The sequence below is a fragment of the Methylobacterium komagatae genome (assembly GCF_042661665.1).
Lineage (GTDB): Bacteria > Pseudomonadota > Alphaproteobacteria > Rhizobiales > Beijerinckiaceae > Methylobacterium > Methylobacterium komagatae.
In genome coordinates, this window is record NZ_JBHSWN010000001.1 from 2,163,795 (window position 1) to 2,176,887 (window position 13,093).

Here is a 13,093-nt window from a genome sequence, read left to right on the forward strand (position 1 = left end):
GCGTTGCCCCTGTTTCCTGCGGGAGGGTGGCGCATACCGGCGGCGAGGGTGCGGGATACTCACAGGCCCACATAAGTCACTCCGAGCCGGCAGGCGCACCACCGCACGCCGGCGTCCCGTCCCGACGCCAGGTGCCTGTCATGTTCGATATGACGAAGGTCGTGGCCAACGCCCTGGGCGAGCACCCCGCGCTCACCTACCGACACACCTTCGGCAGCCGTGACCCGCGCTACGCCGAAATCATCGAGGCTTCCGCGCGCCTCATGATCGAGGGCACCGTCGGCAGCGACGCGCTCTACCACGACGGCGACCATACGACCCTCGTCACCCTCGTCGCCCAGGATAAACTGCGCGGGCGCTTCCTGCAGCAGGGCGTCACGCCGGAGGACTGGCTGCACATGATCGTGGCCGCCCTCTACCACGACATCGGCTACGTGCGCGGGGTCTGCTCGGGCGACCGGGCGAACGCCTTCGTCATCGACGCGCAGGGCACGACCGTGAGCCGTCGCGCGGCGCCTCGGAAGCGGCGTGGGCGCCCTACCACATCGAACGTTCGAAGCTGGCGGTGCGGGAACGCTTCGGCACGCACGACCTCGTCGACGCGGGACGGGTGATCCGTGCCATCGAGCTGACCCGCTTTCCCGTGCCGGAGGACGACGAGCACCGCGAGACCGGCACGGAAGCGGGCCGGCTGCGAGCCGCGGACCTGATCGGGCAACTCGGCGACCCGCTCTACCCGCGCAAGCTGAACGCCTTGTTCCACGAGTTCGCCGAAGTCGGCCTCGACCGCCAGCTGGGATACGGCAGCCCGGCCGACCTGGCAGAGCGTTACCCGGCGTTCTTCTGGGCGAAGGTCGAGCCGGTCATCAGGGACGCGGCCTGCTTCTCAGACCTGACGGTCGAGGGGCGCGGCTGGTTGGCCAACCTCTACGCCCACGTGTTCGCCATCGAGCACGACCGACGCCGCATGGGCCCGCATGCCGGCGGATCACGGAAAGACCGCCCGTGGCCCGCGACGCCAGGGCCGCCCGGCGGCGCTGAGGCCTCTGCCTCGTGCCCCGGACATGTAACGCGTTCCGGGGAACGCTACGCGGCACCCGCTACCCTCGAAATCTTACTCAACCAACTCCCGGCTGTCCCCTGCACTCCCCGGCGAAGCCGCCAATCCGAACCGCCCTGCGTGGGCCGGGGAGGTCCAGAACAGCCAGGCGTCAACAAGGCCCACCGGCCCGACCCATTAGGCCGGGGGTCTGCTCGGACCGGGCCGGCGGGTGTCCCTCGTGAGGACGGTTCAGAGTGCCGCCTTGGCCGGGCGACGTCAAAGGCGGACGCCGCGCCATCGTCATGATGCAGGGCGCTCTAGGCTACTTGCCGCTCGGCGCCGCGCCACTGCCGGTCGCCCCGTTCCCCATGCTGCTGCCGGCCGGGGCGCCGGGCGTGCTGACGCGAGGGCCGCCACTGGTGCCCGGAGCCATTCCCGAACCCGTCGAGCCCGTCCGTTCCGCGGCCTTTTCGGAATTGCTCTTCACGCTGCCGGGATTGTTCATATTGCCTTCCGTACGACCGCCGCCGGCGGGCGTCTGCGCAAAGACAGACCCTGAAAGAGCAAGCGAAAACAGCGTTGCGAGGCTGAGTGTCCGCGTCAACATGGGCGTTTCTCCAGGATATAAAGCGTTCTACGTCGATCAACGCCGGGACACGTGAAATCGTTCATCGGCATTCATGGTGTGCGCCGCAATAATCCCCGTCACCGGGGTCTCATCATCGCTCCAGTCGTTTCCGCACGAAATCGAGGCATTCGCCTCGTACCTTCGGGTCGTCGATCCTTTTGAAGAGGTCGGCCAAGACCAGGAGCTGCTCGGCGAGCGTGCTGCCGGCTTGCTCCGTCGGCCCCCCTCGGGCTCGACGTCGAGGAACATGCCCACCGGGAGATCGAGCGCAGCCGCGATCCGCTCCAGTAGAAGGCGACCGGTTTCGGTGCCGGATAGCGGACGCGAAGTCATCGGCTCAAGCTTGGCGTTGGTCTTCCTGTAAAAGAAAATTCTCCAAATGCGGGCAATCTGAGGCGCGCCGGACTACCGGCTTCCGGGATGGACAGCCTCCTCCGGCAGGTTAATTCTGCCACCGGAAGGGAGACGTCGCCATGATCTGGGCCGCGGAACTCGATAGATGCGTCACTTACATTTGCGAGGAATGGTCCGCCGTCACGGGCCAGCCGCCATCGGAAAGCTTAGGCCTCGGATGGTTGGAGGCGGTGCATCCCGAAGAGCGGGACATGATATGTGGCGCGTTCCTGCAAGCCTTCGAGCACCGATGCACCTTCACGCTGCGCTACCGGCTGCGGCGATACACCGGCGACCACATGTGGGTGGCAGGTGCGGCCGCCCCCTCGTTCGCCCCGAAAGGCGCGGCGTTCATCGGCTTTCTCGGCATCGTCAGCAGGCTGGAGAGCGGGCAGGACCTCATAGCGGACGCGGAGCTGCGCCATTACCGGGTGGTGCAACCGACAGGCGAGTTCGCACCCATGTCGAAGCTCGACCTGCTCGCGGACCACCTGTTGAGAGCCCGCTCGTCGGCCGTCGATGCCGCCGAATGGCTCCTGCCCCAGATCGATGATGCCCTGTGCGACGTCGGGCGCGAGATTGCGCGTCAGGAAGCCCAGAGGGATGCATCTGGCCTCCTACATTGACCGGTCGCACTCAAGACCTGTTCCGAGCGTCCCGCCGTCAAGCTGAAGCCTAGGGCCGCGCGTCTTCGTGGCGAGCCGGCACATCGAGCCGGTACTTGTCCGTCCTGGACTGGCCGAAGACACGCAGGAACGCTCGCGTGCCATCGATGAAGCGTTCAGCGGCCTCGTCTCCGGTGAGCGGATAATGCGTTTCACCCGTCCGATGAACCAACACCACGTCACCGCCTGGCCGAAGACAGCCTTGGACACGGTCCACCAAGCGCGTTAGGTCCCCTGCATCGAGGTAGTAGACGACCTCCGACAGCAGGATCAGGTCGAACGAGTTCCCCGGCCATTGTCCGGGCACCTGCGCGAGCTCGAAACGTACATGCGACAAGTCCCGGCACCGCTCGCGCGCCCGCGACAGGGCGCGCTCGGCCAGGTCGAGGCTCACGAGGGCATCGCACCGCTCGCCAGACGCCTCGGTCAGTACGCCGATGGAGCAGCCGACCTCCAGCGCGGAAGCGTACCGAGCCTGTGGCAGCGCGGCGCGAGTGGCCGCGTACTTCGCCCGCTCGTAGTCGCTGGTCTCGAACTCCCAGGGGTCCGGGTTTTCGGCGTAGCGCTCGTCGAAGTAGCTCGCCGGCAGGGAATGGACGTACCGGGTCGTCGCGCGGCTCCCGCCTCGAACAGATCTCCCGCAGCGCCGCGGGCTTCCAGGATCTCGGCGGCCGCCGTCGTGAGCGCCCGGTCCGGCGCGGGCTGGCGCAGGTAGGTGGTGAGGTCGCGCGAGAGCCGCTCCAGGGGGTGCTCGCGCAGGAAGCCCTGTAAGCCGACGGAGCGGTGGGCGAGTTGCAGAACTTCTATGCCAGCTCGATCGATGGCCAACCTGGCCAAGTTGACGAAGGCGACAATGCGCTCGGGGGTGAGTTCGTCCTCGGTAACGGTCCGGGCCGCACGCTCGACCCAGCCTCGCGCGCTCTCGACCGCGATGGCACCCTCGCCGAGGCGTGCGAGCTGGTGCGGGTCACTGCCTCGGCCGGTCTCGGCGAGATGCCTCCGCCATGCGTAGAACACCGCCTCGATGCCGCCGAGCTGCACCGCCGCGAAGCGCGAAGCACCGCCCGAGAACGTCGGCTGGCGGTGGTAGTCGTCCCAAGCGCCCAGGATTGGCGCCTGCTCGTTGCAGCCAGCGCTTCACCTCCATGGCGATGAGGTATTCGTCCTCGACGATGAGGACGCGACGGCCATCGAGCGGCAGGGCAGGGTCGGGCGTAAACACTCCTCGCGCAGGCATCTCCCTGAGGCCAACCGAGCTGCACAGATCCCCGTTCACTCAGGTTGGCCGACCGGCATCTCGATCCGGCAGCGCACGCCGTCTGAGCTCAGTTCGTACTCGACATCAGCCTCTAGCACGTAAGCGAGCGCCTCCTGGATCAGCTCGGTGCCGTAGCCGCGCCGCGTCACCGCCTGCGGCCCCACGGCCACCCCGCTCTCAGTCCAGCTCAGCGTCAGGCGCGTCCGCCCACGCCTGTCCTGCACCTCATCCCAAGTGACCGAGAGCCAGCCGTGGTCGTCCTTGAGCGCCCCGTACTTCACGGCGTTGGTGGTCAGCTCATGCAGGGCCAGGGCGAAGTTCTGCACCTGCCGCGCCGTGAGCTTCACCTCCGGACCACCGACGCGTACCCGCACCGATCCTTCCTGTGCATGCGCGGCGAGCTCGGCGCGGACAAGGGCTCCGACTTCGACGGTGTCGCTGCCCTGCTGGCTGAGCAGGCCTTGAGCCCGGCTGAGCGCCTGCAGACGCTCCTCGAACGCCTCGACTGCGCCGCCCTGCTTCATCGTGCGGCTCGCCACGGCACTGACCACGCCGAGCAGGTTGCGAGCACGGTGCTGCAGCTCGTTGACCAGCACTTCCTGACGCTGGGCGGACACTTTCTCCTCAGTGATGTCGCGCCCGACGCCGCCGAGCCAGCACACCCGCCCGGCCGCATCGCGCATCGGGAAGTCGGTGTTGCGCACCCAGCGGACTGCGCCGTCGCCCGGGCGGCGGATGCGGTACTCGAAGGCAACGCGCTGCCCCATGCGCACGCTTTCGATGGCATCGAGAGCGGTCTGACGGTCCTCGGGTACGATCAGGTCGAGCCAGCCCGTTATGTTGTCGCCGCGCAGCGCCGTGTCTCGGTCGAGGCCGTAGATCGTCTCGAAGGCTGGCGTCAGGTAGATCCACCGCAGGGTCTCGGCATCGCGGATCCAGAGGACGTCGGACGAGGCATCACCGAACATTCGCAGCCGCTCCTCGCCCGCACGCATCGCCGCTTCGGCGCGGGCACGCTCCGCCGCTGCCCAGGTGCGTTCGGCCACCTCTCGAACAAGCGATAGCTCGTGGTCGGTCCACGCACGCGGCATCGCGCTGTGCACGCCGAACTCGGCCACCAGTCGCCCGCCCTTGACGAGCGGCGCAACGATGGCGGCCCGCACGTTGGCCGCAGCCCAAGCAGCCCGCTCGCACACGTCAAAGCCAGGGACGGCGTCGATGTCGGCGACCACCAGGAGGTCACCGCGATAGCGCCCCGGCATCGTGCGCTCGCCGTAGGGGCGATAGGCGAACCGCTCCGGGAACGGGGTGACCGACGGCAGGCCGCCATTGGCAGGCCGCACGTACTGACCGCGGATCGTTCCGGACTCGTTGCCGAGTTCGCCATCGACCTCGGCGTACATCGCCCGGTCGAGGTTAAGGTGCGTGCCGAGCAGCCGGGTCGTGGTGGACTGGATCTCGACCGCATCCGCGAGCGGCCGGAGGGCGTCGCTCAGCTTGAGCAGGAACGCCTGCCGCTCCTCACTCTCGCGCAGCGCCGTCTCGGCCTTCTTGCGTGCGGTGATGTCGGTGAAGACAATCGAGACGCGCGGTTTGGTCGTGTCGCCCAGTCGACCGACGTGGACGTCGTACCAACGGCCCGTAGGTTCGTGATAATCCTGAAGCCGCCTGCTCTCGCCAGTTCGCGCGACCTCAGCATAGAGTTCGATCCACCGCGGCTCGGTTCCTGCGATTTCCGAGTCGAGCCGGCCCGTCACGTCCGTGAGGCCCGTCTGCCGCTCGAACGCCGGGTTCACCTCGATGATGCGGTAGTCCGTCGCGTTTCCGTCCGCGTCATGGATCGGCTCGACGACGCAGAAGCCCTCGTCGATCACTTCGAATACCGTCCGGTAGCGCTCCTCGCTCTCGCGCAACCGCGCCTCGGCGCCCTTACTGGCGTCGATGTCGATGTTCATGCCGGCCCACTTCTCGATGTTTCCTCCCGCGTCGAACACGGGAGCGGCGCGGACATTGGTCCAGCGCCACCCTCCGTCGGGCGCGCGAAGGCGGAACTCGGCGTTGACAAGGCCATGCGCGGCGACCGCCTCCCGCCATTGCCGCTCGGCGTAGGCGCGGTCCTCCGGATGGATCGCGTCCAACCAGCCGTAGCCGAGCCACTCCTCCAGAGCCTGCCCTGTATAGGCGCGCCAGCTCAGGCTGTCGGCGACGACGACGCCCTGGGCATCCGTCTCCCACACTGCCTGCACCCAGCTCTCGATCAGGAGGCGGTGCCGCGTCTCGCTCTCTGTGAGCCGACGTTCGAGATCGGCGATGGTCGTACGCTCATCCATCCGTCGAGTGAGCATGGCGCTGCGCCGATGCGCAACCCGAGGTCGGCTTTCGGGCGACAGCCCCAAAACCGCTTGCCACCCTGAACGGCCTCCACGAGTGGGTACCAGGGATCGGATTCGGGCCCCTAGGCCGCCGTCTCGCGGAGCAGGTGCGGCACCTCGCCGGGGAGCCCCGGGCGAGGAACCCGACCGGGCCGACGGAGGCTGCCAGGCGCCTGCCGGCCTCCCCGTGGAGGAACACGCCCCACAGCGCCGCGGCCAACGGCTCCAGACCGCGCGCGAGCATCCCGACGACGATGCCGGCCAGGGCGTCCCCCGAACCGGACGTCGCGAGGCCGAGGCCGCCGCCCTCATAGAGCCAACGCGCGCCCTGCGGGTCCACGATCCAGGTCTTGGCGCCCTTCATCACCACCACGGCTCCCAGCAGGTCGGCCGCCTTCAACGCAGCGTCGAGTGGGTCCGCCTCGACCTCCTCCCGACCGCGGCCCAGCAGTTGCGCCATCTCGCCGGCATGCGGCGTGATCACCATACGGCCCTCGTGCCGGCGGACGGCTTCAGCATAAGCGCCCAGGCCACAGACCGCGGCGGCGTCGAGGATGGAGGACGCATCCGGCAGCGCCTCCAGCAGGTCCACGGCCAGCTTCGTGGTCGGTTCGTCCTCGACCAGCCCGGGGCCGACCAAGAGCGCGTCACAGCCCTTCGTCACCTTGAGCAGGCAGTCCGTGCCGCGCGCGCCGTCGACGCCGCCCGCCGGTGTCTCGGGAAGATCGATGACCATGGCCTCGGGCACCACCAGCCCCATGCGGCCGGCCCTGCTTTCGACGGTGGCGATCTTGAGCTTGCCCGCGCCCGCCCGCAGGGCGGCGACGCCGGCCAGCAGGGCGGCACCCGGGGCCGACCTGGAGCCCCCAAGCACAAGTGCGCTGCCGCGCTCGTCCTTGCTGCCCTCGTGCGGCACCGGAAGCGGGAACGCCTTGAGGCTCTCCGCGGTGAGGACCTCGTGCGTCATCGGGCGGCCACGTTCGCGTCGGGTTCGGAGGTGACCGGCGCCCCGGCCTCGGCGACGGGCGCCACGAAGTTGTAGCGCACGAGCGCCAGCTTGCCGGTGCTGCCCTCGCGCGGCCAAGTTCACGGGTGGTGACGGCCGCGTTCCCGCCCGGTCATCGCAGCGCCCCGTGCACGGGCCTGCCTGCGTCATGCCTCCATCATGTGCCGGATGCGTGAGGTCAGGTCGTCCATCGCGCAGGCACAGTCGTCGGGGCGGCCGGGCCCCTGGCCTGCCGCGGCTGAACGGTCCGGGCCCTGGATATTGCGGCCCCGTGCGAACGACCGCTTCCCCCCGGAGGCCGCATCGGGAAGCAGAATTTCGGCGACCGACTGGCACCAAAGCGTGTCCATTCCCGTTGTGACGATGCCCCAGGGCCGCCCGCGTGCCCTGCGTCTCGATGAGCCATGACGGACCAGCCCGCTCCACCTCCTTCCCCTGCAGCCACAACGCCGACCTCCCCGACCTTGTGGACCGCCTTCCTGGGCGTTGCGCTTGTCGGCCTGGTCGCCCTCCCGAGGCGACGCGGAGGCCCCTCTCGCATTGCGAGCGGATCCGGAAAGGGCGACCGCAAACTCGGCTCTGAGGACGAACCCGTCTCGCACGAGGGCGCGGCGGCCGAGCACGTGGCCGAGCGTGAGCCGGAACGCGGCCGCCAGGCGGACACGCCGTCCGAGATCCCGGCCAAGGGCTGGAAGGACATCGCCCTGCGCCTCTACCGGGAGTTCTCAAACGACCGCATCCTGCTGGTCGCGGCCGGCGTCACCTTCTACGCCATCCTGGCCCTGTTCCCGGCCATCGCGGCGCTCGTCTCCATCTACGGCGCGGTGTCCGACCCCAGCACGATCAACGCGCACCTGAACGAGTTGCGCGGCATCCTGCCGGACGGGGCCATCGACATCGTCGGCGGCCAGGTGAAGCGGCTGGTGGACAAGGGCGACACGGCGCTCGGCCTCACCGCCATCGTCAGCATCCTGATCTCGCTCTGGAGTGCGAACGGCGGGATGAAGGCGGTCTTCGACGCGCTCAACATCGCCTACGAGGAGGAGGAGAAGCGCTCCTTCGTCATGCTGAACCTGCAGTCGCTGGCCTTCACGCTCGGCGCGCTGGTGTTCGTCGTTCTGGCGCTCACCGGCATCGTCGTGGTGCCGGCCGCGCTGCAGATGCTCGGGCTCGACCAAAAGGCTTGGTACATCGCCCTGCTTCGATTCCCGGCCCTGCTGCTCCTCGTGATCGGCAGCCTGGCGGTGCTCTACCGCTTCGGCCCCAGCCGCCGGAAGCCGAAATGGCGCTGGGTGACCTGGGGCAGCGCAGTGGCCGGCACGCTGTGGCTCGTCGCGTCGGGCCTGTTCTCCTGGTACGTGGCCCACTTCGGCAGCTACAACGAGACCTACGGCTCGCTGGGCGCTGCCATCGGGTTCATGACCTGGATCTGGCTGTCCACGACGGTGGTGCTGCTGGGGGCCGAACTCAACGCCGAGATGGAGCATCAGACAGCCCGCGACACCACGGTCGGCGGCGGGAAGCCTCTCGGCGCGCGGCAGGCCCGCATGGCGGATACCGTCGCTGCGTCCGCTTGACTGCGGACGCCAGCCCGGGACGCGGTCCGGCCCATGGCAACTGCGTAACCGGATGGGTTGGCCTACGGCTCGCCTCAAATAACAGGCAAGCGGCTTCCACCTTCGCCGGTCGCCCGCCTTCTCCTCGAACACTCCGCGTAACCTTGCCTTGAACACCTCCTCTCGACCCATGCGCGGCGAGCCGACCCCGGCCATATGCCAGGCGATCTTCAACAGCGGCGTCGACCTCGCCATCATCACCACCGACCACGAAGGGCGCGTCACCGCCTGGAACCCGGGCGCCGAGCGCATCCTGGGCTGGTCGTCCGAAGAGATGGTCGGGCAGCCGGCGGCGAGCTTCTTCACCCCCGAGGACCAGGCAGCTGATCGGCCCGCTACCGAGATGCGATGCGCCTTGCAGACGGGGCGCGTGGCCGACGAGCGCTGGCACATGCGCAAGGACGGCTCGCACTTTTGGGCCAACGGCGAGATGATGCCCCTGCGTTCGCCGGCCGGTGGCGACCTGGGCTTCCTCAAGATCCTGCGCGACCGCACCGAGGCCACAGACACGGAGGGGGCGACGCGGCGGAGCCGCGACGAACTTCAGGTCGTGACCGACGCGCTGCCGGTGCTGATCTCCTTCATCGACAAGGACCACGTCTACCGTTTCGTGAACCGTCACTATGAGACTTGGTTCGGTCTCCCGGCCGGCGAGATCCTCGACCGCCCCATGCGCGACGTCGTCGGCGAGGAGGTCTACCGGGCGCGGCTGCCCTTCATGGCACGGGCCCTGGCCGGGGAGGAGGTCACCTTCGACGCGCTGATGCCGTACCGGGACGGCGCCACCCGCCAATCGGAGATCCGCTACATCCCGCGCCGGACCGCGGATGGGGTCCTCGACGGCATCTTCGTCATGGTCACCGACATCGCCGAGCGCCACCGCGCAAGGGCCGACCTGCAGGTGGCGGAGGACCGGCTCCGGCTCGCCCTGGAGGCGGCTGGCACCGGCACCTACGATTACGACCTCGTCACCGGCACGCTGACCTGGGACGCGCGTACCCGCGCCCTGTTTGGGCTCTCGGACGACGACCCGGTCTCCTACGAAGGCGCCTTCCTGCCCGGGGTGCATCCGGACGACCGAGAGAGGACCGACCGAGCCGTCCGGGCCGCCATCGGCTCGCCCGAGGGTTTCGACATCGAGTACCGCGTCGTCGGCCGGCGCGGCGGTGTGGAACGCACCCTTGCCGCACGGGGCAACACCGTCTTCCGGGATGGCGCGCCCATGCGCTTCGTCGGAACCGTGCTCGACATCACCGAGGCCCGGGTTGCCGAAGCGCAGGCACGCCAGCTTGCTGCCCTCGTCGAGCAATCGAGCGACTTCATCGGCATAGCGGACCTGGGAGGGAAGGCCGAGTTCCTGAATGAGGCCGGTCGCAGGCTCGTGGGGTTGGAGAGCCTGGAGGAGGTGCGCCGCTATGCCATAAAGGACTACTTCGAGCCCGGGGACAGGCCGACGGTGGCGGACGAGGTCCTGCCCGCCGTGGGCGAGGCCGGCTTCTGGGAAGGCGACCTTTCGTTCCGCAACTTCTCGACCGGCGCCGCCGTCCCGGTCCACTACACCATCTTCCCGGTCCGTGACGCGGCGGGCACCGTCACCGGCTACGGCACCGTCACGCGCGACCTGACGGAGCGCCGCAGGCAGGAATCCTTCCGTACGGCCCTCATCGCCATAGGCGACCGCCTCCAGGGATGCCGGGACACCGCCGAGATGGCAGCGGCCGGGGCCGAGATCATGGCGCGCACGCTGGGTCTCGACCGCGCCGGATACGGCACGGTCGACGAGACGCTGGAGCACGTCGAGATCGAGCGCGACTGGACGGCGCCGGGCATTCCGAGCGTCGCCGGTCGCCATCGTTTCGCCGATTACGGCGATGTCCGCGCGGGCCTGGAACTAGGACAGGAGGTCGTAATCCGGGACGTCACCGCCGACCCGCGGACCGCCGGCAACCCGGGTCCCCTCCTCGCCATCGGCGCCCGGGCCCTGATCAACGTGCCCGTGATGGAGCGTGGGCGCATCGTGGCGGTGTTCTTCCTGCACGACCGGCAGGTCCGCGACTGGCGCACCGACAAGCTCGCCTTCGTCCGCGACGTCGCCGAGCGCACCCGCGCCGCCATCGAGCGCTTCCGCGCCGAGGCGCGCCGGCGCGAGAGCGAGGAGCAGTTCCGGGTCTTCGCGCAGGCTATTCCGAACCAGGTCTGGGCCGCATACCCGGACGGGTCGCTGTACTGGTTCAACGACCAGTTCTACGCCTATTGCGGCGAGCCGAAGGGCAGCCTGCTCGGCACCGATGCCTGGGCCCGCATCGTCCATCCGGACGACGTGGGACCGGTCACGGCCGCCTGGGCCCAGGCTCGCGCCGCCGAGTTCGTCTACGAGACCGAGTACCGGGTGCGCCGCGCCGACGGCGCCTACCGCTGGTTCCTGGTCCGGGGCGAGCCGGTGCGCGACGATGCCGGCCGGATCCTGCGCTGGGTCGGCACCAACACCGACATCGACGACCGGAAGCGGGCCACCGCCGAGTTGGAGCACTTGGCCGCCACGCTGGAGGAGCAGGTCGAGGAACGCACGCGCGACCGCGACCGAATGTGGCGCCTCTCGACCGACGTCATGCTGGTGGCCCGCTTCGACGGGACCATCGTCGCGGTGAACCCGGCTTGGACCGTTCTGTTCGGCTGGAGCGAAGCCGAACTCATCGGGCGCTCCTTCATGGACCTGGTGCACCCGGACGACGCGGCCTCCACCGCGGCTGCGGCCGGCGACCTCTCCGTCGGCTCTGTCATCCCGCGCTTCGAGAACCGCTACCGGCATAAGGACGGCAGCTACCGCTGGCTATCCTGGACGGCGGTGCCGGACGAGAGCTTCATCCACGCGGTCGGTCGCGACGTGCAGGCCGAGAAGGAGGCCGCCGAGGCGCTCGCCAGGACCGAGGAGGCTCTGCGGCAATCGCAGAAGATGGAGGCGGTGGGCCAGCTCACAGGCGGCATCGCCCACGACTTCAACAACCTGCTTACCGGCATCTCCGGCTCACTGGAGCTGATGCAGACCCGCATGAGCCAGGGCCGCCTGACCGACCTCGACCGCTACATGACGGCGGCCCAAGGTGCGGCCAAGCGCGCGGCCGCACTCACCCACCGGCTGCTGGCGTTCTCGCGGCGGCAGACGCTCGACCCTAAGCCGACCAGCGTGAACGCCCTCGTCCACGGCATGGAGGAGCTGATCCGCCGGACTGTCGGGCCCGCCATCCACATCGAGGTGGTTGGGGCGGCGGGCCTCTGGCCGGCGCTCGTTGACCCGCCGCAGCTTGAGAACGCGCTGCTGAACCTGTGCATCAACGCGCGCGACGCCATGCCGGCGGGGGGTCGCATCACCATCGAGACCGCCAACAAGTGGCTCGACGACCGTGCGGCGCGAGAGCGCGACCTGCCGCCGGGCCAGTACCTGTCCTTGTGCGTCACCGACACCGGCACCGGCATGACCCCGGAGGTCGTCGCGCGCGCCTTCGACCCCTTCTTCACGACCAAGCCCATCGGAGAGGGGACCGGCCTGGGCCTGTCCATGATCTACGGGTTCGCCCGGCAGTCGGGCGGGCAGGTGCGGATCTACTCGGAGGTCGGCCAGGGCACGACCATGTGCATCTACCTGCCGCGCCACTACGGCAACGCGGAGGACATCGAGGGAATGCCGGACCTCGCTTCGGCCCCGCGCGCCGAGCAGGGCGAGACGGTGCTCATCGTCGACGACGAGCCGAGCATCCGCATGCTGGTCACCGAGGTGCTGGAGGATCTCGGCTACACGGCCATCGAGGCGGCGGACGCGGCCGCCGGGCTGAAGGTGCTGCAGTCGGACGTGCGCATCGACCTGCTGGTCACCGATGTCGGCCTGCCCGGCGGCATGAACGGCCGGCAGATGGCCGATGCCGGGCGCGTGAACCGCCCGAGCCTGAAGGTGCTGTTCATCACCGGCTACGCGGAGAACGCGGCGGTCGGCAACGGCCACCTTGAGCCCGGCATGGCGGTGCTGACCAAGCCATTCGTGATGGAGGCGCTGGCCACGCGCATCAAGGATCTGATCGCGGCATCCTAACGGCCCCGCGATGGCGACCGGTCGAGGAT

At 69.0% G+C, this 13,093-nt stretch carries 9 protein-coding genes and 1 pseudogene; 5 read left to right on the top strand and 5 right to left on the bottom strand.

The window, feature by feature from the left end; translation table 11 throughout:
- The first annotated feature begins 140 nt into the window (after positions 1 to 140).
- Positions 141 to 614, top strand: coding sequence for a hypothetical protein (locus ACFQE0_RS10560; RefSeq protein ID WP_246730634.1), 474 nt, complete (start codon positions 141 to 143; stop codon positions 612 to 614).
- Positions 566 to 1,348: a hypothetical protein gene (locus ACFQE0_RS10565; RefSeq protein ID WP_246730632.1), complete on the top strand. Its 783-nt coding sequence runs from the start codon at positions 566 to 568 to the stop codon at positions 1,346 to 1,348. The genes ACFQE0_RS10560 and ACFQE0_RS10565 overlap by 49 nt, the downstream gene beginning before the upstream one ends.
- 16 nt (positions 1,349 to 1,364) lie before the next feature.
- Here ACFQE0_RS10565 and ACFQE0_RS10570 read toward each other — a convergent pair whose 3' ends face one another.
- Complete coding sequence (locus ACFQE0_RS10570) at positions 1,365 to 1,649, bottom strand: hypothetical protein (RefSeq protein WP_116655292.1); 285 nt, start codon at positions 1,647 to 1,649, stop codon at positions 1,365 to 1,367.
- 494 nt (positions 1,650 to 2,143) lie between these two features.
- Between ACFQE0_RS10570 and ACFQE0_RS10575 the strand changes: the two genes are divergently transcribed.
- Entirely contained in the window at positions 2,144 to 2,689 is a 546-nt protein-coding gene (locus ACFQE0_RS10575; RefSeq protein WP_378969355.1) for a PAS domain-containing protein, read from the top strand.
- 49 nt (positions 2,690 to 2,738) lie between these two features.
- On the opposite strand, the gene ACFQE0_RS10580 is transcribed toward ACFQE0_RS10575, so the two are convergent.
- The 4 genes and pseudogenes from ACFQE0_RS10580 to ACFQE0_RS10595 all read right to left on the bottom strand — a co-directional run bounded on the left by ACFQE0_RS10580 (position 2,739) and on the right by ACFQE0_RS10595 (position 7,325).
- Entirely contained in the window at positions 2,739 to 3,317 is a 579-nt protein-coding gene (locus ACFQE0_RS10580; RefSeq protein ID WP_116655289.1) for a class I SAM-dependent DNA methyltransferase, read from the bottom strand.
- Positions 3,318 to 3,454: 137 nt separating this feature from the next.
- A pseudogene (locus tag ACFQE0_RS10585) lies at positions 3,455 to 3,769 on the bottom strand (acyl-CoA dehydrogenase family protein); the annotation flags it as partial.
- Between the two features lie 231 nt (positions 3,770 to 4,000).
- Positions 4,001 to 6,316, bottom strand: a complete 2,316-nt coding sequence (locus ACFQE0_RS10590) for a PAS domain-containing sensor histidine kinase (RefSeq protein ID WP_160534100.1) — start codon at positions 6,314 to 6,316, stop codon at positions 4,001 to 4,003.
- Positions 6,309 to 7,325 carry an NAD(P)H-hydrate dehydratase gene (locus tag ACFQE0_RS10595; protein WP_378969358.1) on the bottom strand — a complete coding sequence of 339 codons (1,017 nt, stop codon included), beginning with the start codon at positions 7,323 to 7,325 and terminating at the stop codon, positions 6,309 to 6,311. Before ACFQE0_RS10595 ends, ACFQE0_RS10590 begins: the two co-directional genes overlap by 8 nt.
- Positions 7,326 to 7,768: 443 nt before the next feature.
- On the opposite strand from ACFQE0_RS10595, the gene ACFQE0_RS10600 reads away from it, so the two are divergent.
- The gene (locus ACFQE0_RS10600; protein WP_116655286.1) at positions 7,769 to 8,941 is read left to right on the top strand and encodes a YihY/virulence factor BrkB family protein; all 1,173 of its coding nucleotides are present in this window, start codon (positions 7,769 to 7,771) and stop codon (positions 8,939 to 8,941) included.
- Positions 8,942 to 9,110: 169 nt separating this feature from the next.
- A complete protein-coding gene (locus ACFQE0_RS10605; protein ID WP_378969361.1) occupies positions 9,111 to 13,064 on the top strand; it encodes a PAS domain S-box protein in 3,954 nt (1,317 codons plus the stop codon).
- The last annotated feature ends 29 nt before the right edge of the window (positions 13,065 to 13,093 follow it).

Bases quoted from the DNA above. Each gene is read 5' to 3' on its own strand.
- ACFQE0_RS10560 (WP_246730634.1), top strand. From the start codon at position 141: ATGTTCGATATGACGAAGGTCGTGGCCAACGCCCTGGGCGAGCACCCC.
- ACFQE0_RS10570 (WP_116655292.1), bottom strand. From the start codon at position 1,649: ATGTTGACGCGGACACTCAGCCTCGCAACGCTGTTTTCGCTTGCTCTT.
- ACFQE0_RS10575 (WP_378969355.1), top strand. From the start codon at position 2,144: ATGATCTGGGCCGCGGAACTCGATAGATGCGTCACTTACATTTGCGAG.
- ACFQE0_RS10590 (WP_160534100.1), bottom strand. From the start codon at position 6,316: ATGGATGAGCGTACGACCATCGCCGATCTCGAACGTCGGCTCACAGAG.
- ACFQE0_RS10595 (WP_378969358.1), bottom strand. From the start codon at position 7,325: ATGACGCACGAGGTCCTCACCGCGGAGAGCCTCAAGGCGTTCCCGCTT.
- ACFQE0_RS10600 (WP_116655286.1), top strand. From the start codon at position 7,769: ATGACGGACCAGCCCGCTCCACCTCCTTCCCCTGCAGCCACAACGCCG.
- ACFQE0_RS10605 (WP_378969361.1), top strand. From the start codon at position 9,111: ATGCGCGGCGAGCCGACCCCGGCCATATGCCAGGCGATCTTCAACAGC.